Origin of the sequence: Bosea sp. PAMC 26642 (assembly GCF_001562255.1) — a bacterium.
Taxonomy (GTDB): Bacteria; Pseudomonadota; Alphaproteobacteria; order Rhizobiales; family Beijerinckiaceae; genus Allobosea.
Genome location: NZ_CP014301.1, coordinates 4,052,493 through 4,071,875, shown reverse-complemented (window position 1 = coordinate 4,071,875; position 19,383 = coordinate 4,052,493). Strand labels below are relative to the sequence as shown.

Sequence of the window (19,383 nt, the reverse complement as noted above, 5' to 3'; positions counted from 1 at the left end):
GAGACGCTGGATTGCTTCGCTGCGCTCGCAATGACGGTGACGGGTCGTGCCGGTCGGATTCAGGCGCCTTTGTCTTAGCTCTCCAGCGTCACGCTCCAGACCAGCGTGCGGGTCTCGCCCGGCGCGATGTGCATCAGGCCGGGCTTGTCGGCGAATTCGCCCTGCCAGCCGAGCGGGCTTGCGGTGCCGTACCAGGGCTCGATGCAGAGGAAGGGCGCTCCGCCCGGCTTCGACCAGAGGCCGAGATCGCGATAGCCCTCCCATGCGACCGTCAGAGCGCGCAATGTCTGCCCGTCGGGACCATGCGCCATATAGCGGATCGAGCGGCTGGCGACGCCGCTGAGGATCAGCGCATCGGCCTCGAATAAAGCAGGCGAGAGCGGCAGGGCTCGGCCTTCGAGCGGCAGCCTCGTCGTTCCGTCGAGCAACCCTTGCGTCAGGGTCGACGCAGTGCCGGTCTCGGCATCCGAGAACTCGACGGCATGGCTCTCCTGCGGCAGTCCCGGGACGAGCGGCCAGTTGAAGGCTGGGTGGGCGCCGAGGCTGCAGGGCAGCATTTGATCGCCGGGATTGGCGATCACGGCCGTCACGGAGAGCGTGTTGCCGGCCGCGGCGTAGATCAGGTCGAGCGTGAAGGCGAAGGGGTAGAGCGCGCGCGTCGCGGCACTGTCGCTCAGGCGCAGATGGGCGGAGCTTTCGCCGCGCGCTACCCAGCCGAAGCGGCTGTCGCGGGCGAACCCATGCTGGGTCAGGCGATGGTCGCGGCCCTGGTGCCGAAGCGTGTCGTCGGCGAGACGCCCGACGATCGGAAACAGCACGGGGGCGTGGCGCGGCCATTGCGGGCCGGCCTGCCAGAGCCATTCCGTCCCATCGGCACTCTTGAGGCTGACCAGTTCGGCGCCCTCGGAGCTGATCGTCGCCGCCAATCCGGCCGCAGCGATGCTGTGGCGGTCCTGCAAATCCGACATCGTCATTCCTTTCGAAATACGGCGACGCGGCGATTCGTTCGGCGCCTGCGTGAAATGATGCACACGCCGCTCAGGCCTTGCCCATCGCCTCGGCCAGCCCCCCGGCAACGACCAGCTTTTTCTGCAGTTCGGCAGCAATGGCGGCATGGCCGGCCTCTCGCATCGCCGCGACGGCAGCGGCGATCTGCATCAGGGCCTGCTGGGCCAGCGTCGGGTCCTTCTGGCGCGCGGCGAGCTTCATCGAGGCCAGCCCCTGATTGGCCGAACTCGTCGCCCAGAGCTGCGGGTTCGTCTCGCGGCGACGCTCCTCGAGCGCCGAACCGAAGGCGGCGATCGCCTCCTCCAGCACCACGGGCTCGCTGTAGCGCTCGCCCATCGCCAGGAGCACGCCGCCCATCTGGTCCTGCAGCTCCGCCCAGCGCAGCGGTTCCCGGGCGCGATCGACCGAGCCGGCGACCCGATTGAAGCCATTGAAGGCGCGTTCGAGCAAGGCGAGGTCGTTCCGGCGCCCGCCGAGCGCGGCGCGGGCGCGTGAGATCGTGTACTCGGCCTGGAGCCAGCGCGCCTCGTCGCCATCGGGCTCCCACGCGGCGAGGACGGTGGCGAAGGCCGAGACAGCTTCCTCGAGCAGGCCATCGTCGTGGCGCGATTCGCCCAGAGTGACCGCCAATTGGCCGAAGCGAATCTTCAGGGCGCGCCAGAGCGCCGGCGCCCGTTCGCGCCTGAGATCTTCGAGCGCGGCGAGATAGCAGGATAAGGCCTCGTCGAGCAAAGAACCGTCTCCGGTCAGGGCGGAGAGGCCGGTCAGCGCGAGACCCAGCCGCTCCTGCACGGCGGCCCAGGCGACGGTATCGTCGAAATTGTCGAGCCCCGCGAGCAGGTTCCGGTAATGCGCGATCGCCTCCTCGAAGCCGGTCCGGTCGGCGAAATCCTCTCCGATCCGGGCGAGCGCATCGCCCTGGATCAGGGCCAGTGCGCGGCTGCGGGCGATATCGGCCGCGCCTATGATCGCCGCCGCCTCGCCATAGCGCTGGCCCGCCTCGCGATAGGCCTGCGGATTGAAGTCGAGCATGGTCGTGGCGCCGCGATCGGCGCGGGTTTCGCCGGCTGCGATACGCCGATCCGGCGGCATCGCCGCAAGATCGGTCATGCCGCCGAAAAACTGCAATTCCAGCTGAGCCAGAGCGCGATCGACATCGGGAAACTGTCCGGCCTCGAGTGCGGCGGCCGCCGGGGCTCGCTTGCCGGCGACGACGGCGTCGGTCGTGGTCTGGCGCAGACGTTCGCGCAGCGCCAGGACATCATGCGCCTTGCGTGTCAGGCGGTGCTCGAGCGTCGTCATATCCAGCTTGGCCCCGCTTTTCACGAAGCCAGATACGATGGCCAGCAGCACCGCGAGCGGCACGTCGTGACGGTCCGCGATGCGCGTGAGCAGGGCGGACATGTCATCCTGCGTCGTCACGATGCCGCCTCCCCTGCCCGGGGCCGCTCGCTGGCGGCCGATCCCGATCGTTTTCCGGCCCGGCGCAAATGCCGGCGTTACCGGGGTCGATCTGGAATCACCTAGCGGCGATCACCGCGATCTCAACCGTGAACTGCGGCGCGGCGAGCTTGGCTTCGACCGTGGCGCGAGCCGGCGTCTCGCCAGCAACGACCCATTTGTCCCAGACGCCGTTCATCTCGGCGAAGGTCGAGATGTCGGACAGCCAGATGTTGACCATCAGCAGCTTGGTCTTGTCGGTGCCGGCCTCGGCGAGCAGCCCGTCGATGATGCCGAGGATGTCGGCGGTCTGCTCGGCGACGCTCTTGCCGGCGGCCTCGCCCGCGACCTGCCCGGCGAGATAGACGGTGTCGCCGTGGACGACGGCCTTGGCCATGCGTGGACCGACCGCGATGCGCTTGATGCTCATGACTTCTGTCTCCTGAAATGGAGGCTTGCTGGTAGCCCGAGCCGTGGGCTTTCGCAAACGTTAAGGACGATCGTCAAAACAAGGCGGTCCAGCCGACCCAGAGCACGGCATAACGTGCCGCCTTGCCGATGAACACGAGCAGAACGAAGCGGCCGAGCGGATAGCCCAGCGTGCCGGCGATGAGCGTCAGCGGGTCGCCCCCGATCGGCAGCCAGGCGAAGAGCAGCGAGGGCCAGCCAAAACGCGCAAACCAGATTTGCGCTTTTTCAAGCTTGGCGGGATCCGGCCGCAGTCGAACCGGGAGGCGCTCGATGCCGCCATCCGCGATCAGCCGGCCAAGCCACCAGTTGACGACCGAGCCCGCGGTGTTGGCGATGCTCGCGACGAGGAAGAGCATGAACGGATCGACCGTCTTCGCCGCCAGAAGGCCGACGAAGACCGCCTCGGATTGCGCCGGCAGGAGCGTGGCCGCGACGAAGGCCGCGCCCGCCATGCCGGCGAGCGAGACGAACGATTCCATCAAAGCCGCCGCAGCGCGACCTGCTGGATGCGATGGCTGGCGCCCTTGGTCAGGATCAGGCTGGCGCGCTGGCGGGTCGGCAGGATGTTTTCCTGCAGATTGGGCAGGTTGATTCCGGTCCAGAGCTGCTGCGCGATCGAGAGCGCCTCGTCCTCGCCGATCTCGGCATATTTGCGAAAGAAGGAGCGGGGATCGCGGAAGGCGGTCTGGCGCAGCGTCATGAAGCGATTGACGTACCAGCGGTGAAGATCGTTCTCGTCGGCGTCAAGATAGACCGAGAAGTCGAAATAGTCGGAGACGAAGGGAATGACCGTGCCGTCCCTGGGCATCCGGCTGGGCTGCAAGACGTTGAGGCCTTCCAGGATCAGGATGTCGGGCCGTTCGACCGTGACCTCGCCGCCCGGCACCACGTCATAGACCAGATGCGAATAGACCGGCGCCGAGACTGCCTTCCGGCCGGCCTTCACATCCGACAGGAAGCGCAGGATCGCCGAGCCGTCATAGCTCTCCGGAAAGCCCTTGCGCTGCATCAGGCCGCGCCGTTCCAGCTCGGCGTTGGGCAGCAGGAAACCGTCGGTGGTGACGAGCTCGACCTTGGGCGTGTTGGGCCAGCGCGAGAGCAACGCCTTGAGCACACGCGCCGTGGTCGACTTGCCGACGGCGACCGAGCCGGCGACGCCGATGATGTAGGGCACCTTGACCTCGGCCTCGGCCATCAGGAAGCGCTGCGTCGCCTTGAACAGCCCTTGGGTGGCGGCGACATAGAGCGAGAGCAGGCGCGACAGCGGCAGGTAGATCGCGACGATCTCGTCGAGCGAAATCGGGTCGTTGATCGATTGCAGCTTGGTCAGGTCGTCGACCGACAAGGTGAGCGGCGTGTCGGCGCGCAGATGCGCCCACTCGTCGCGCGAGAAAGTTCGGTAGGGCGATCCCAGATCGGGATCGGCCGGTGCGGGGATCAGACGCTGGTCCATGGCGTGACCCGCATTCCAGGCTTCGAGGTTCAACGCAGGACTAGCCTCGGCTTCTCAACGGGGCCGCGCGGCCTTCTCCGCCAGCCCGGAGCGCGCAGTACGGGCCTCAAGCTGGCTCAAGACGTCCTGCAATGCAACATCGCGGGCCTTGAGCACGACTAACAGATGATAGAGCAGATCGGCGCTCTCGGCGATCAGTTCCTCGCGATCGCCGTTCACTGCGGCGATGACGGTCTCGACCGCCTCCTCGCCGAGCTTTTTCGCCGCGCGCTCGGGGCCGGCGGCAAGGAGCTTTGCCGTCCAGGATTCGTCAGGAGAGGCTTTTGCGCGCTCGGCGATGCGGGCTTCGAGGTCGGAGAGGGTGAAGGCGGTCATCGCTCAATCCAGCCGCATCGCCAATCCCGCAGCCGCCATATGCGCCTTGGCCTGCGGGATGGTGTAGGTGCCGAAATGGAAGATCGAGGCTGCCAGCACGGCGCTGGCATGGCCCTCGCGGACGCCCGCGACGAGATCGTCGAGATCGCCGACGCCGCCCGAGGCGATGACCGGGACGGGAACCGCATCGGCAATGGTGCAGGTCAGGCCGAGATCATAGCCAACCTTGGTGCCGTCGCGGTCCATCGAGGTGACCAGCAGTTCGCCCGCGCCCAGCGAAACCACCTCGCGGGCGAAGGCCACGGCCTCCAGCCCCGTCGGGTTGCGGCCGCCATGGGTGAAGATTTCCCAGCGTCCGGGCGAAACCTGCTTGGCATCGATGGCAACCACGACGCATTGGCTGCCGAATTTCTCAGCCGCATCCCTGACAAAGCCGCGATTGGTCACGGCGGCGGTGTTGATCGAGACCTTGTCGGCGCCCGCCAGCAGCAGCGCACGGATATCCTCGACCTTGCGTACGCCTCCGCCGACGGTGAGCGGCATGAAACAGGCCTCGGCCGTGCGGGTGACGACGTCGAACAGGATGCCGCGATCCTCATGGCTCGCCGTGATGTCGAGGAAGCAGAGTTCGTCGGCGCCGGCCGCATCATAAGCTTTTGCAGCTGCGACAGGATCGCCGGCATCGACGAGATCAAGAAATTTCACGCCCTTGACGACGCGGCCGTCCTTGACGTCGAGGCAGGGGATGATGCGGGTTTTCAGGGTCATGCGCGGGTCGATCGTGGCAGGCTGGCGGGACGGCCGTGGCCTCTCTTAGACCATTGCCGCGCTGAATCGAAATGCCCGGCGCAAGGGGTGCATTGTCGGCGGGCGCAATCCCTGCTTTGCTTAGCGCTACATCGTCTCGAATGCCTTGAGGACATCATGCCGATCCTGCCCACTCTCTTGAAGTTCAAGGCAGCGCTGCTGCGCGCCGGCGGCGCCCTCGTACTCTCGGGGCTCGGCCACGCCGCCTTCGCGCAGGCGCCGTCGACCCAGCTCGACGCGATCCAGAGCCGTGGCGTCCTGCAGATCTGCACGACGGGGGACTACAAGCCCTTCACCCTGGCCAAGGACGGCGCTTACGAGGGCATCGACATCGAGCTGGCGAAATCGCTGGCCAAGGCGATCGGCGTCGAGGCCAAATTCGTCGGCACGAAATGGTCCGATCTCCTGACCGACATGGGATCGGGCAAATGCGACGTCGCGATGGGCGGCATCTCGGTGACGCTCGACCGCCAGAAGAAGGTGTTCTTCTCTTCGCCCTATCTGGTCAACGGCAAGGCCCCGATCGTGCGCTGCGCCGACAAGGCGAAGTTCCAGACCATCGCCGACATCGACAAGCCGGAGACGCGGGTGGTGGTCAACCCGGGCGGAACCAACGAGCGCTTCGTGCGGGCGAACTTCAAGAAGGCCGACATCCGCGTCTATCCCGACAACGTCACGATCTTCGACGAGATTCTGGCCGGCCGCGCCGATCTGATGATATCGGAATCGATCGAGACCAAGGTGCAGGAGAAGGCCAAGCCCGGTCTCTGCGCCGTCAACCCGGACGAGCCGCTGCAATATGGCGAGATGGGCTACATGCTGCCGCGCGGCGACGCGACCTTCAAGGCCTTCGTCGACCAGTGGCTGCACCTGGCCAAGGCGAGCGGCGAGTTCGCGGGGATTTATGGGCAATTCGTGAAGTGAGAAGACCTGCCGAGCGCGGCGATCAGCCAAAGTCGCGCTCGGTGATCGCAGCGAGATCATAAGGGCATTCGACAGGGAATTGCTTCATGTCGAGCCCCGTCTCGTTCGCGGCGTCGAGGTGGGCGCGCTTATAGGCACGTTCGAGCGCCTCACCGAAACGCGGCTTCAAGCCGGGATTCTCGGCCAGCACATCCGTTAAGTCGAGACGCTGGTTCGTAATCGTTAGTATCCAGCTTCTGCTGCTCTTTTCGGGCTGGTAGTCCCATTTCAGCATATGCATCGTCAGCACGCGCAGCACACTGACGAGCGAATTGAATTCGGCCCGCCCCAAGGTTTCCAGCTCCTCGGCCACATTGGCGATGTCGAGTTCCGTTAGCCGCCCCTCTCGCAACAGGGCAGCCTGACGAAACGCCCAGAAATAGAAGTCCTGTTCGTACCCAGGTTCGGTTTGCAGCGGCTTTTTCAAGGTCTGCGAGTTCGCCATTCATCGACGGTAGCACGTACGCACCAAAACGTCAGCGCCCGGCCTGCGCCAGCCACTCCAACGCCGCCTTCGGCTCAATGCGTCCGTCATAAAGCGCGCGGCCGGTGATCGCGCCTTCCAGGATCGCGGCATCGGGCGCGCAGAGCCGCTCGATATCGGCCATCGAGGCCAATCCTCCCGAGGCGATGACCGGGATCGTCAGCGCGTTCGCCAGCGCGATCGTGCCGTCCCAGTTGATGCCCTGCAGCATCCCGTCGCGAGCGATGTCGGTGTAGACGATCGCGGCGACGCCGGCATCCTCGAAGCGGCGTCCCAGATCGTCGGCGGCAAGCGCCGAGGTCTCGGCCCAGCCCTCGACCGCGACAAAGCCGTCGCGCGCATCGATGCCGACCGCGACTTTTCCGGGAAAGGCCTTTGCCGCCTCGCGGACGAAGGCGGGGTCGCGCACGGCGGCCGTGCCGATGATGACGCGGGCAATGCCCTTCGACAGCCAACCCTCGACGGTCTTCATGTCGCGGATGCCGCCGCCGAGCTGCACCGGGAAGGCGACGCGGGCCAGGATCGCTTCGACGGCTGACGCATTCATCGGCTTGCCGGCAAAGGCGCCGTCGAGATCGACGACATGCAGCCATTGGAAGCCTTGGGATTCGAAGGCTGCTCCTTGCGCGGCCGGGTCGTCGTTGAAGACCGTGGCCTGGTCCATGTCGCCCTGCTTGAGGCGGACGCATTGGCCGTGTTTGAGATCGATCGCGGGAAACAGAATCACGGCGTCCAGCTCAAAAAGTTGGCGATCAACTTGAGGCCGAGCTTCTGGCTCTTCTCCGGGTGGAACTGCGTACCGGCAATGTTGTCGCGCGCGACCATCGCGGTGACCGGGCCGCCATGGTCGGTCAGCGCGATCACCTCCTCGGGACGCTGCGCCATCAGCGCATAGGAATGGACGAAATAGGCGTGCAGGCCCTGGGGCCCGGTTTCGATACCGTCGAGCAGAGCGTGCTCGAACTGTTTGTGCAGGACATTCCAGCCCATATGCGGAATCTTGAGAGCGGCATCGTCGGGCACGATCAGCGTGACGTCCCCGGGAATCCAGCCGAGGCCCTTGCTGGTCTCGTATTCGAGGCCGCGCGAGGCGAGAAGCTGCATCCCGACGCAGATGCCGAGGAACGGCCGCTGCTTTTCGCGCACGACCTCCTCGAGCGTCTCGACCATGCCGGGAACGGCATCGAGACCACGCCGGCAATCGGCGAAGGCGCCGACGCCGGGCAGCACGATCCGGTCGGCGGCGCGAACCTCGGCCGCGGCGCTGGTGACGCGGATCGTCGCGGCGATGCCCGCCTCGCTTGCCGCCCGCTCGAAGGCTTTTGCGGCGGAGTGGAGATTGCCCGAGCCGTAGTCGATGATGACGACGGACTGGCTCATCGCCCTTGTGCCTCCGGAAAGAGGCCGATGACCGGGACGGAGCCCGCGATCTGCGGACGCGCGGGAGCCGCGGCCGGCAGGCGGGGCGGGGCGGCTTCGCCGGCCAGAGCACGCTCGAAATAGCGCCGCTCGGCTTCGGCCAGGTCGCGCGCCTCGACGACATCGGCCAGCCGCCAGCCCTGGCGGGCGAGCTTTCGCGCGATCAGGTTCTGGCCCTCGAAGCCGAGGAACAGACAGATCATCCAATGCGCCAGCACCAGCGCGCCGCCGGCGAGACCCAGACTGCGCTGCGCATAGAACAGCGCGCCCCAGAGCATAGCGAAGATCAGGGTCACGAGCCAAAGCCGCTTGCCGAGCAGCCAGAGCCCGCTGAAGAGGAAGGCGCCCCAGCTGAACGTCTCCGGCAGAAGCCTCGCCTGCTCGATTTCCTCGCGCTGGCCGCCGGAGCCCGGCGGCGGGATCATCACCGTGTAGAATGCCATGGCCTGATGTCCTCAGAGCGCGCCCTTGGTCGAGGGCACGCGGCCGCCCTCGCGCGGATCGACCTCGAGCGCGACGCGCAGCGCCCGCGCCAGGCCCTTGAAGCAGCTCTCGGCGACATGGTGGGCATTGTCGCCGTAGAGCGTCTCGACATGCAGCGTGATGCCGGCATTCATCGCGAAGGCCTGGAAGAATTCGCGCACCAGTTCGGTATCGAAGCTGCCAATCTTCTCGGCCTTGAACTGCGTGCGGAAGACGAGGAAGGGCCGGCCGGAGACGTCGACGGCGACACGCGTCAGCGTCTCGTCCATCGGCAGCTGCACGTCGGCATAGCGGCGAATGCCCTTCTTGTCGCCGAGCGCCTGCTTCAACGCCTCGCCAAGCGCGATGCCGGCATCCTCGACCGAGTGATGGTCGTCGATATGGGTGTCGCCCTTGACCGTGACCGTGGTGTCGATCAGCGAATGGCGGGCGAAGAGGTCCAGCATATGGTCGAAGAACCCGACGCCGGTCGAAATCTCGGCCTTGCCGGTGCCGTCGAGCACCAGCGTCACCGCGATGTCGGTCTCGTTGGTACGGCGCTTCACTTCGCCAGAACGCATTGGAAAACCCTTCCGGAGCCTGCTGGCGCGTGCTTTAGCAGCGCATTCATGCTCACGCCACCCGGCCGATTGTCTCGCGCCGCAAAACACCTACATCTGACGCCAGACACGAAACGCCGGAACCCGATCTGATGGACAATGCCAACGCCGCCCCCCTGATGCACGCGACCACGATCCTGATGGTGCGCAAGGGCGGCAAGGTGGTGATCGGCGGTGACGGGCAGGTCTCGCTCGGCCAGACCATCATGAAGGGCAATGCGCGAAAGGTACGCAGGCTCGCCAAGGGCGCGGTGATCGCGGGCTTTGCCGGCGCCACCGCCGACGCCTTCACCCTGTTCGAGCGGCTGGAGACCAAGCTGGAGCAGTATCCGACGCAGTTGCTGCGCGCCTGCGTCGAGCTCGCCAAGGACTGGCGCACCGACCGCTATCTGCGCCGGCTCGAAGCCATGCTGCTGGTCGCCGACAAGGAGGTTTCGCTGCTGATCTCGGGCACGGGCGACGTGCTGGAGCCCGAGGCCAGCGAGCACGGCTCGGTGATGGCGATCGGATCGGGCGGTAACTACGCGCTCTCGGCTGCGCGCGCGCTGATCGATGTCGAGGCAGACCCCGAGGCGATCGTGCGCAAGGCGATGAAGATCGCCGGCGATATCTGCGTTTATACGAACCACAGCCTCGTCATCGAGACGCTGGAGGCGGCGTGACACGGCCAATACGGACATTCCAATGACTTCCTTCTCTCCCCGCGAGATCGTCTCCGAACTCGACCGCTTCATCGTCGGCCAGAACGACGCCAAGCGCGCTGTCGCCATCGCGCTGCGCAACCGCTGGCGCCGGCAGCAGCTCGAAGGGCCGCTGCGCGAGGAGGTCTCGCCGAAGAACATCCTGATGATCGGGCCGACCGGCTGCGGCAAGACCGAGATCGCGCGGCGGCTGGCCAAGCTCGCGAATGCGCCGTTCCTCAAGGTCGAGGCGACCAAGTTCACCGAGGTCGGCTATGTCGGCCGCGACGTTGAATCGATCGTGCGCGATCTCGTCGAGGTCGCGATCGCGCTCGTCCGCGAGAGCCGACGCAAGGATGTGCAGGCCAAGGCGCATGTCGCGGCGGAAGAGAGGGTGCTCGACGCTCTGGTCGGCGCGACTGCGAGCCCGGCGACACGCGATTCGTTTCGCCGCAAGCTGCGCGCCAACGAACTCGACGAGAAGGAGATCGAGGTCGAGATCGCCTCGGGCGGCGGTTCGGCCGCGCCGATGTTCGAGCTTCCGGGGATGCCCGGCGCCTCGATCGGGGCGATCAACCTCGGCGACATGTTCGGGAAAGCCTTCGGCCAAAAGGGCAAGCCCCGGCGAGTGCTGGTCAAGGACGCCTATGGCCCGCTGCTGACCGAGGAAAGCGACAAACTGATCGACCAGGAGGCGATCGTGCAGGCGGCGATCCGCGAGGTCGAGAACAACGGCATCGTCTTTCTCGACGAGATTGACAAAATATGCGCCCGCGAGGGCAAGGGCGGGGCCGATGTCTCGCGCGAGGGCGTGCAGCGCGACCTGCTACCGCTGATCGAGGGCACCACGGTCGCGACCAAACATGGCGCTGTGAAGAGCGACCACATCCTGTTCATCGCGTCGGGCGCCTTCCATGTCTCGCGGCCCTCCGATCTGCTGCCGGAACTGCAGGGGCGCCTGCCGATCCGGGTGGAATTGCAGCCGCTCGACGTCGAGGATTTCAAGCGCATCCTGACCGAGACGGAAGCCAGCCTGATCAAGCAGACCGTGGCGCTGATGGCGACCGAAGAGGTCGCGGTGACCTTCACCCCCGACGCGATCGACGCCATCGCGCGGATCGCGGTCGATGTGAATTCGACGGTCGAGAACATCGGCGCCCGGCGGCTGCAGACCGTGATCGAACGGATTCTGGACGACATCTCGTTCACGGCGCCCGACCGCTCCGGCGAGGCGGTGACGATCGATGCAGACTATGTGCAGGATCGCATCGGCGATCTCGCGAAGAACGCGGATCTGAGCCGGTTCATCCTGTAAGCGTGTCATTGGCCGCGGCGTGGCACGACCTGATGGGTGGCTGGCGGAGCGAAGGCCTTGAACGAGATCTCGGTGCCACCGTCTTCCCGCCTCGCCCGCGATTCCGCCATTGTCGGCGCGGCGACGATCCTGTCGCGGCTGCTCGGTTTCGCACGCGATGTGCTGATCGCGCGGTTGCTCGGGGCTGGGCCTGTGGCGGATGCGTTTCTGGCGGCGCTGCGCCTGCCCAATCTCGTGCGGCGCGTGCTCGGCGAGGGCGGGCTGAACGCGCCCTTCGTACCGCTCTATCTCGACGTCAAGGCGCAGCGCGGCAATGAGGCAGCGCGTGGCTTTGCCGGCGAGGCAGCGTCGTATCTCGCCCTGCTGCTGCTGGCGCTCGTGGGGCTCGGCGAGATGTTTGCGCCCTGGGTCGTGCTGGGGCTGGCCGGCGGCTTTGCCGGCGAGCCGGACACGCTGGCGCTGGCTGCGACCTATACCCGTCTGATGCTGCCCTTTCTGCTGCTGACGACGCTGGCGGCCATGCTGGCGGCGCTGCTCAATGCAGAGCGGCGTTTCGCGCTGGCTGCGCTCGCGCCGGCGCTGATGAACGCGATCCTCGTCGGCACCCTGATCGTCCTGATCGCGCGGGCGTCCGAGCCGGCCCCGGCTGCGCGCTGGCTGGCGTCGCTGGTCAGCCTGACCGGGCTGGCGCATCTCGGGCTCGTCCTGTTCGGGCTGCGCCGGATCGGCTGGCCCAAGCCCAGCCTGCGCTGGTCGCCGGAGATGACGCGTCTGGTGCGAACGGGCGGTGCGACGCTGCTGGCGGCATCCAGCGCGCAGCTCGTGCTGCTGGTGGCGACGCAGATCGCCTCGATCGAACCCGGCTCGGTCGCGGCACTGTATTATGCCGACCGCGTCTTCCAGCTGCCGCTGGGCTTCGTCGGGGTGGCGATGGGTACGGTCATGCTGTCGGAGATGGCGGCCCAGTCGATCCAGGAGCGCGACGCGGCGCTGGGCCAGGCGCTGACACTAGGGCTGGCGCTCGCCTTGCCCGCCGCGACGGCTCTGGCGGCGCTGGCCGAGCCGATCGTCTCGGTGCTGTTCGAGCATGGCCTGTTCGGGGCGCAGGATCGCCTGCGGACGGCGGCGGCGCTTGCCGCCTTCGCGCTCGGCCTGCCCTTCGCGGTGATCTCCAAGGTCTTCGGGCAGGTCTATTTCGCGAGGCAGGCGCCGCGCCTGCCGGTTCTGGCGGGGCTGCTGGCCGTGATCGTCGCCGCCGTCACCGGCTATGCCACGGCCAAGGAGGGGCGTGCCGCCGAGATGGCGGCCCTTGCCGCGAGCCTGGCTTTTGCCGCACAGGCCGCACTACTGGCCGTTGCGCTGGCGCGCGACGGGTTGTGGCGACCCGGTCTGGCGAATTTGCGCCCGATCATCGCCGTGCTCGTAGCCAGCGCCGTCATGCTGTTCGTGCTGGTCGCGGCCCAGACCGCATTGGCCGACCCGCTCGCCCCGGGGCGGCCGACCTTGTGGCGCGTGGCGGCGCTCGCCGGCCTGTGCGGCGGAGGGCTTTTGGTCTATGGCGCAGCCGGCTGGGTCCTGGGCGCGTTCGGGAGCGCGGACCGGCCCGGCCCCTTGCGCAAGCCACGGGCATGAGCCAGAAGGCCGCTCCCGTTTTTCCATGATCGTGACCGAGGGAGCGCCCGATGGCGACCTTTCACCAGCGCGTCTTCTCCGGCATGCAGCCGACCGCGACATTGCATCTCGGCAACTATCTCGGCGCGCTGACCAACTGGGTCGCGATGCAGAAGACGCATGAATGCATCTATTGCGTCGTCGATATGCACGCGATCACACAGTCGCTCGATGTCTGGGGCGGTCCGGCGGAGCTGACGCGTGCGACGCGCGAGGTGACGGCGGCCTATGTCGCCGCCGGCGTCGACCCCAAGACCAGCATCATCTTCAACCAGAGCCAGGTGCCGGGCCATGCCGAGCTCGCCTGGGTGTTCAACACCGTGGCTCGGCTCGGCTGGCTGAACCGCATGACCCAGTTCAAGGAGAAGGCCGGCAAGGACAAGGAGGCCGCCTCGGTCGGCCTCTACGACTATCCCGTGCTGATGGCGGCCGACATCCTGCTCTACAAGGCGACGCATGTGCCTGTCGGCGAGGACCAGACGCAGCATCTCGAACTGACCCGCGACATCGCCCAGAAGTTCAACAACGACTTTTCCGAATCGATCGCATCGAAGAACCTCGGCACAGGCGATCTCGGCTTCTTCCCGCTGCCGGAGGCGATGACGCAGGGTCCGGCTCCGCGCGTCATGAGCCTGCGCGACGGCACCAAGAAGATGTCGAAGTCCGACGCATCGGACAATTCGCGGATCAACCTAACCGACGACGCCGAGACCATCGCCCAGAAGATCCGCAAGGCAAAGACCGATCCGGACGCCCTGCCGTCCGAGGAAAAGGGCTTGGAAGGCCGGCCGGAAGCGGAGAATCTTGTCGGCATTTATGCTGGCTTGAGCGGCATGGCGAAGACCGATGTGCTGGTGCAGTTCGGCGGCGGGCAGTTCTCCGGCTTCAAGACGGCGCTGGTCGATCTCGCGGTCGCCAAGCTCGCGCCGATTGCCGGCGAGATGCGCCGCCTGCTGGCTGAGCCCGACCATATCGACGCGATCCTCGGCGAGGGTGCGCAGCGCGCCGCTGCGATCGCCGCTCCGATCATGGCCGAGGTGAAGGACATCGTCGGATTCGTCTCGCGGCGGTGACAACCCGCCATCGCGAGCGAAGCGATCCAGAGGGATGCGCGACGGCTCTGGATTGCTGTGTCGCTTTCGCTCCTCGCAATGACGACCAGCGTCCGGGCTTGCGCTGACGCTAGGGCGCGGTTCACCATGCACGCTCCGGCAAGCACGACGACAGGCGACAACGCATGGTGAAACGACGGCGGTCCTATGAAGCGGGCCATCGCCCCAAATTCCTCGCCGTCGTCGACGACAGCGACGAATGCGCCAAGGCCGTGCGATTCGCCGCGCGGCGTTGCGCGCGCGTCGGCGCCTCGATCGTGCTGCTCGGCGTGATCACGCCGCCCGAGCACGAGACCTGGCTCGGCGTCGGCGAGGTGATGCAGGCCGAGGCCGAGGCGGAAGCCGAGAAGCTGATCGACGAGGCCGCCGCCGCCGTGCGCGCGCTCGCCGGGCTGGAGCCCGAAAAAGTGGTGCGGACCGGCGTGAAGGCGGATGAACTTGTGAAGCTGATCGAGGCCGACGAGGACATCTCGCTCTTGGTGCTGGCGGCCAGCGCCGGCCGCGATGGCCCCGGCCCGCTGGTCAGCGCGCTGGTCGGAAAATCGGCGGCGACCTTCCCGATCCCGGTCGCGATCGTGCCCGGTCATCTGGCCGACGAGGAAATCGATTCGCTGGCGTGAGCGCTTCGCGCTGGAATGATTCCACGGCCGGGCTTATATCCAGAGCTGGAACGGCGGCCTTGACCCGCCGGTGCCCGAGGATCGTGCCATGTTCATCCAGACCGAAGCCACGCCCAACCCCGCCACGCTGAAATTCCTGCCCGGCCGCGTCGTTATGCCGGACGGCACGCTCGAATTGCGCGAGGCGGACGCCGCCCAGCGCTCACCGCTGGCCCAGCGCCTGTTTGGCGTCAACGGCGTCTCGGGTGTCTTCCTCGGCTCCGATTTCATCACCGTGACAAAATCCGACGGCGAATGGCCCCATCTCAAGCCCGCGATCCTCGGCGCCATCATGGAGCATTTCATGTCGGGCGCCCCGGTTCTCGCCAGCGGCGAGGGCGCGGACGTGATCGAGGAGGGCGAATTCTTCGCTCCCGAGGACGCCCAGACGGTCGAGACGATCAAGGATCTGCTCGAAACCCGCATTCGCCCGGCAGTGGCCGGCGACGGCGGCGACATCACCTTCCGCGGCTTCAAGGACGGCACCGTCTATCTCGCGATGAAGGGCTCCTGCTCGGGCTGCCCGTCCTCGACCGCGACGCTGAAGCACGGCATCCAGAACCTGCTGCGCCATTTCCTGCCGGATGTGCGCGAGGTCGAGGCGATCTGATTGCCGCATTGATGCGAATCCTCGCGATCGACACCGCGCTCGGCGCCTGCTCGGCCTGCGTGCTCGACGCGGGCGAGGCCGTGCCTCTCGCGATCGAGCAGACAGCGATGGATCGTGGCCATGCCGAGGCGCTGATGCCGATGATCGAGCGCGTCATGAATGCGGTCGAGGGTGGGTTTTCCTCGCTCGACCGGGTTGCCGTCACGGTCGGCCCCGGCAGCTATACCGGCCTGCGCGTCGGCATCAGCGCGGCCCGCGCCATCGCGCTGGCAGCGGGCATCCCGGCAGTGGGCGTCACCACGCTGGCGGCGACCGCGGCCCCGCTCGTCGGCCGCGAGCCCGGCCGGGTGATCGCAGCGGCGCTCGATGCGCGCCATGGCCAGGTCTGGTTCCAGGCATTGTCCTCGCAGGGCAAGCAGCTCGTTTCGATCAGGCAGGTCAACCATCGCGACGCGGCGCGCGCCATCGGCGCGGGTCCGGTCAGCCTCGTCGGGTCGGCGGCGCTCGCGGTCGCCAATGAGGCCTGGGCGATCGGGCTCGACGCGCTTGTTCTCGACGATGCGAGAGCGCCCGACGTGACCTGGGTCGCAAGGCTCGGCCTGATTGCGGACCCGGAGAGCGCGCCGCCGCGCCCGCTCTATCTCAAGGAGCCGGAGACGACGCCGCAGGACAAGGCCCGCCTGCCCCGACGCTGAACTGCCTGTGCCCACGATTTGCGATTCGGCTTTTGCCAGCCGACCTGTCTGTGCCATCAGACGCCATGAACTGGCTGCGCAGACTTCTCGAACCCGGATCGTCCGCCAGCCGGACAGCCCGTCTCGACGTGCTGCACGCACGCCATATCGCGGCGCTGCATCATCAGGGCGGATTTGCCCGCGGCTGGGAGCCGGGCGAGTGCGCCGCCCTGCTGACGGACCCTCGCGTGGTGGCAGACGGCATTTTTCCCGGCCGCACGGCCAATCCGGCAGGCTTCGTGATGTCGCGGCAGGCCGCCGACGAGGCGGAAATCCTCAGCATCGTGGTCGCGCAGACGCGGCGCGGCAACGGGCTTGGCCGCGATCTGCTCGCGGTCCATCTCGGCCGGCTCGCCGGCAGCGGGGTCGTCCATGTCTATCTCGAGGTCGAGGCTGGAAATCTCGCGGCCGAACGGCTCTACCGGCATTTCGGCTTCAGCGAAGTCGGCCGGCGCAAGGGCTACTATCTCAAGGCCGACGGCAGCCGCGGCGAGGCGGTGACGATGCGGCTCGATCTCGCGTGACAGCGGCGCGAGGCTCGTTCATGAAGCCGGCCGTGTCGACCGCCCTGCCCGCTTCACGTGCCTCATGAACGGATTCGAGATCGTATGACAGGCCTTCGCCCCGGCGCGATCATGCGGCTTGCCGTCCTGGGGCTGTGCGCGCTCCTGCTGCTGCCGATGCAGCTTCTGTCGATGCGGCTGGGGCGCGGGGCCGTCATTCCGAGGCTCTTCCACAGGATCACCTGCCGCTGTCTCGGCGTGCGCGTCCGGGTCAGGGGGACGGCGCCGGCAGCGGATGCTGGCGGGCTGATCGTCGCCAATCACGTCTCCTGGCTCGATATCGCGGTGATCGGAGCGCAGCGGCCGGTTTGCTTCGTCGCCAAGAGCGAGGTTGCCGGCTGGCCGGTGATCGGGTTCCTGGCCAGGCTGCAGCGCACCGTCTTCATCGACCGGATGCGCCGCTCCGCTACCGCCGGCACCGCAGCCGAGATGGGCGAGCGGCTGGCGGCCGGCGAGGCCGTCGTGCTGTTCGCCGAGGGGACCACGGGCGACGGCACGCGCACCCTGCCGCTGCGATCCTCGCTGCTGGGAGCCGCGCATGAGGCGCTGGGGCCACGCGAGGACGGCGACATCACGGTCCAACCGCTGGCGATCACCTATACCGGCTTCCATGGCATGGCCGGCGGACGCGACGAGCGCACGGCGCTCGCCTGGTATGGCGAGACCGAACTCGTCCCCCACCTCAGGACGCTTCTGAACACGGGCGCGATCGACGTCGAGCTCGCCTGGGGGCCGCCGATCGCGATGGGGAAGAAGACCTCGCGCAAGGAGGCGACGCGGCTCGCCGAAATCGCGATCCGCCGGGCGCGGCAGGAAGCGGTGACCGGACGGGGGTTGGATTGACCGAAGCGTCCCCACAGCCCTCATCCTGAGGAGCGCCGCAGGCGCGTCTCGAAGGATGCTCCAAAGTGTGCTTCCCGGGCGAACTGGAGCATCCTTCGAGACGCCGCTTTCGCGGCTCCTCAGGATGAGGGCTGTGGGGCAGTATCGGCAGCGAAACGATCTGGCTCGGTTGTTGCTTCACCTGCCGAAAGACGGACGCGGTTATTTCCTCCTGCCGCGAACCGGAGTAAGGAGACGGTTTGGAGACCAGACCCGCCTCGATGAAGACCGTGCACATCAAGTCCTTCGGCTGCCAGATGAACGTCTATGACGGGCAGCGAATGGCCGATATCCTGAGCCAGCAGGGCTATAAGGAGACGGCCAGCCCTGAGGGCGCGGACCTCGTCCTGCTCAACACCTGCCATATCCGCGACCGGGCGGTGCAGAAGGTCTATACGGAGCTCGGCAAGCTGCGCGAGCTTAAGATCGCGCAGAAGGCCAATGGCCAGCATACCAAGATCGTGGTGGCCGGCTGCGTCGCACAGGCCGAGGGCGCCGAGATCCAGCGCCGCCAGCCCGCCGTCGATCTCGTCGTCGGTCCCCAGGCCTATCACCGCTTGCCGGAGCTGCTCGCGCAGACGGGCCGCGTCGTCGACACCGACCTGCCGGCCGACGACAAGTTCGGCTACCTGCCGGCTCCGACGCGCAAGGCGATCGCGGCGCGCGGCATCTCCGCCTTCGTCACGGTGCAGGAAGGCTGCGACAAGTTCTGCGCCTTCTGCGTCGTGCCCTATACACGCGGCGCCGAGTTCTCGCGGCCGGTCGCGCAGATCATGGCCGAGATCGAGCGGCTTGCCGCCGCAGGCGTGCAGGACGTCACGCTGATCGGGCAGAACGTCAACGCCTATCACGGCGAGGGTCCCGATGGGACGGTTTGGGGACTGGCGCAGCTGATGGGCCGCGTCGCCGAGGTGCCCGGGATCGGGCGCATCCGCTACACCACGAGCCATCCGCGCGACATGGGCGACGATCTGATCGCGGCGCATCGCGACCTGCCGCAGCTGATGCCGTTCCTGCACCTGCCGGTCCAGGCCGGCTCCGACCGGATTCTGGCGGCGATGAACCGCAAGCACACCGCCCACGAATACCGCCGGCTGATCGACCGGGTTCGCCTAGCGCGACCCGACATCGCCCTGTCCTCGGACTTCATCGTCGGCTTCCCCGGTGAGAGCCATGCCGATTTCGAGAACACGATCGCGCTCGTCGATGAGATCGGCTTCGCTTCGAGCTATTCCTTCAAATATTCGCCGCGGCCCGGCACGCCGGCCGCTGATCTCGGGGAACAGGTTGCGCCGGAGCTGATGCATGAGCGTCTGCTGCGGCTGCAGGAGCGGATCGAGCATCACCGCCAGGCGTTCAACCATGCGATGGTGGGGCGGACCGTCGATATCCTGCTGGAGCGGGCCGGGCGCCATGCAGGGCAGCTTGCGGGAAAGACACCCTATCTGCAGGCTGTGCAGATCGAGACGCAGGCGCACCGAATCGGCGACACGGTGCGGGTGGTGATCGAGCGGGCAGGATCGAATTCGCTGTTCGGCCGCCTGGCGGAGCTGCCCGCGCCCGCAAACAAGGAGCTGGCCGCTTGAGCGAAGCCCGGTCCAGCTCCATTTCAGCCATGACTGCGAACATCCGTCATCAGGATGAAATCGGCGTGG

Annotated in this window: 23 protein-coding genes; 11 read left to right on the top strand and 12 right to left on the bottom strand. The window is 67.0% G+C overall.

Annotation, left to right across the window (positions count from 1 at the left end):
* Positions 1-74 precede the first annotated feature (74 nt).
* The 7 genes from AXW83_RS19620 to hisF all read right to left on the bottom strand — a co-directional run bounded on the left by AXW83_RS19620 (position 75) and on the right by hisF (position 5,515).
* Positions 75-968: an aldose 1-epimerase family protein gene (locus AXW83_RS19620; protein WP_066620884.1), complete on the bottom strand. Its 894-nt coding sequence runs from the start codon at positions 966-968 to the stop codon at positions 75-77.
* A 70-nt stretch (positions 969-1,038) separates the two neighbouring features.
* Positions 1,039-2,430, bottom strand: a complete 1,392-nt coding sequence (locus AXW83_RS19615) for a hypothetical protein (RefSeq protein ID WP_156640197.1) — start codon at positions 2,428-2,430, stop codon at positions 1,039-1,041.
* Positions 2,431-2,527: 97 nt separating this feature from the next.
* Positions 2,528-2,878, bottom strand: a complete 351-nt coding sequence (locus tag AXW83_RS19610) for a RidA family protein (RefSeq protein WP_066616153.1) — start codon at positions 2,876-2,878, stop codon at positions 2,528-2,530.
* Positions 2,879-2,951: 73 nt separating this feature from the next.
* On the bottom strand, positions 2,952-3,398 hold the full coding sequence (locus tag AXW83_RS19605) for a YqaA family protein (protein ID WP_066616151.1): 447 nt from the start codon (positions 3,396-3,398) through the stop codon (positions 2,952-2,954).
* Positions 3,398-4,372: a type I pantothenate kinase gene (coaA, locus tag AXW83_RS19600; protein WP_066616149.1), complete on the bottom strand. Its 975-nt coding sequence runs from the start codon at positions 4,370-4,372 to the stop codon at positions 3,398-3,400. Before coaA ends, AXW83_RS19605 begins: the two co-directional genes overlap by 1 nt.
* Before the next feature lie 54 nt (positions 4,373-4,426).
* On the bottom strand, positions 4,427-4,747 hold the full coding sequence (locus AXW83_RS19595) for a phosphoribosyl-ATP diphosphatase (RefSeq protein WP_066616145.1): 321 nt from the start codon (positions 4,745-4,747) through the stop codon (positions 4,427-4,429).
* Positions 4,748-4,750: 3 nt separating this feature from the next.
* The gene (gene hisF, locus AXW83_RS19590) at positions 4,751-5,515 is read right to left on the bottom strand and encodes an imidazole glycerol phosphate synthase subunit HisF (RefSeq protein WP_066616144.1); all 765 of its coding nucleotides are present in this window, start codon (positions 5,513-5,515) and stop codon (positions 4,751-4,753) included.
* A gap of 156 nt (positions 5,516-5,671) precedes the next feature.
* Between hisF and AXW83_RS19585 the strand changes: the two genes are divergently transcribed.
* Complete coding sequence (locus tag AXW83_RS19585) at positions 5,672-6,478, top strand: transporter substrate-binding domain-containing protein (RefSeq protein ID WP_066616143.1); 807 nt, start codon at positions 5,672-5,674, stop codon at positions 6,476-6,478.
* Between the two features lie 22 nt (positions 6,479-6,500).
* Here AXW83_RS19585 and AXW83_RS19580 read toward each other — a convergent pair whose 3' ends face one another.
* From AXW83_RS19580 to hisB, 5 genes are read right to left on the bottom strand one after another with little or no spacing between them, the layout of a single operon-like run.
* Entirely contained in the window at positions 6,501-6,962 is a 462-nt protein-coding gene (locus AXW83_RS19580) for a DUF29 domain-containing protein (RefSeq protein WP_066616142.1), read from the bottom strand.
* Positions 6,963-6,993: 31 nt separating this feature from the next.
* Entirely contained in the window at positions 6,994-7,737 is a 744-nt protein-coding gene (hisA, locus tag AXW83_RS19575) for a 1-(5-phosphoribosyl)-5-[(5-phosphoribosylamino)methylideneamino]imidazole-4-carboxamide isomerase (protein ID WP_210179719.1), read from the bottom strand.
* Positions 7,725-8,381: an imidazole glycerol phosphate synthase subunit HisH gene (hisH, locus tag AXW83_RS19570; protein WP_066616139.1), complete on the bottom strand. Its 657-nt coding sequence runs from the start codon at positions 8,379-8,381 to the stop codon at positions 7,725-7,727. The genes hisA and hisH overlap by 13 nt, the downstream gene beginning before the upstream one ends.
* Positions 8,378-8,863: a DUF2628 domain-containing protein gene (locus tag AXW83_RS19565; RefSeq protein ID WP_066616137.1), complete on the bottom strand. Its 486-nt coding sequence runs from the start codon at positions 8,861-8,863 to the stop codon at positions 8,378-8,380. The genes hisH and AXW83_RS19565 overlap by 4 nt, the downstream gene beginning before the upstream one ends.
* A gap of 12 nt (positions 8,864-8,875) precedes the next feature.
* On the bottom strand, positions 8,876-9,463 hold the full coding sequence (gene hisB, locus AXW83_RS19560) for an imidazoleglycerol-phosphate dehydratase HisB (protein WP_066616135.1): 588 nt from the start codon (positions 9,461-9,463) through the stop codon (positions 8,876-8,878).
* Positions 9,464-9,594: 131 nt separating this feature from the next.
* On the opposite strand from hisB, the gene hslV reads away from it, so the two are divergent.
* The 10 genes from hslV (at position 9,595) to miaB (ending at position 19,314) form a co-directional block, all read left to right on the top strand.
* Complete coding sequence (hslV, locus tag AXW83_RS19555) at positions 9,595-10,164, top strand: ATP-dependent protease subunit HslV (RefSeq protein ID WP_066616133.1); 570 nt, start codon at positions 9,595-9,597, stop codon at positions 10,162-10,164.
* Between the two features lie 22 nt (positions 10,165-10,186).
* Complete coding sequence (hslU, locus tag AXW83_RS19550; protein ID WP_066616131.1) at positions 10,187-11,497, top strand: ATP-dependent protease ATPase subunit HslU; 1,311 nt, start codon at positions 10,187-10,189, stop codon at positions 11,495-11,497.
* 57 nt (positions 11,498-11,554) lie between these two features.
* On the top strand, positions 11,555-13,129 hold the full coding sequence (gene murJ, locus AXW83_RS19545; protein WP_168166122.1) for a murein biosynthesis integral membrane protein MurJ: 1,575 nt from the start codon (positions 11,555-11,557) through the stop codon (positions 13,127-13,129).
* A 50-nt stretch (positions 13,130-13,179) separates the two neighbouring features.
* A complete protein-coding gene (gene trpS / locus AXW83_RS19540; protein ID WP_066616127.1) occupies positions 13,180-14,241 on the top strand; it encodes a tryptophan--tRNA ligase in 1,062 nt (353 codons plus the stop codon).
* A 164-nt stretch (positions 14,242-14,405) separates the two neighbouring features.
* Positions 14,406-14,900, top strand: coding sequence for a universal stress protein (locus AXW83_RS19535; protein WP_066616124.1), 495 nt, complete (start codon positions 14,406-14,408; stop codon positions 14,898-14,900).
* Positions 14,901-14,988: 88 nt separating this feature from the next.
* On the top strand, positions 14,989-15,549 hold the full coding sequence (locus AXW83_RS19530; RefSeq protein ID WP_066616123.1) for a NifU family protein: 561 nt from the start codon (positions 14,989-14,991) through the stop codon (positions 15,547-15,549).
* Between the two features lie 11 nt (positions 15,550-15,560).
* Positions 15,561-16,244 carry a tRNA (adenosine(37)-N6)-threonylcarbamoyltransferase complex dimerization subunit type 1 TsaB gene (tsaB, locus tag AXW83_RS19525; protein WP_066616122.1) on the top strand — a complete coding sequence of 228 codons (684 nt, stop codon included), beginning with the start codon at positions 15,561-15,563 and terminating at the stop codon, positions 16,242-16,244.
* Positions 16,245-16,309: 65 nt separating this feature from the next.
* Positions 16,310-16,807 carry a GNAT family N-acetyltransferase gene (locus AXW83_RS19520; protein WP_082767256.1) on the top strand — a complete coding sequence of 166 codons (498 nt, stop codon included), beginning with the start codon at positions 16,310-16,312 and terminating at the stop codon, positions 16,805-16,807.
* Between the two features lie 84 nt (positions 16,808-16,891).
* Entirely contained in the window at positions 16,892-17,689 is a 798-nt protein-coding gene (locus tag AXW83_RS19515) for a lysophospholipid acyltransferase family protein (protein ID WP_066616118.1), read from the top strand.
* Between the two features lie 260 nt (positions 17,690-17,949).
* Positions 17,950-19,314: a tRNA (N6-isopentenyl adenosine(37)-C2)-methylthiotransferase MiaB gene (gene miaB, locus AXW83_RS19510; RefSeq protein WP_066616116.1), complete on the top strand. Its 1,365-nt coding sequence runs from the start codon at positions 17,950-17,952 to the stop codon at positions 19,312-19,314.
* The last annotated feature ends 69 nt before the right edge of the window (positions 19,315-19,383 follow it).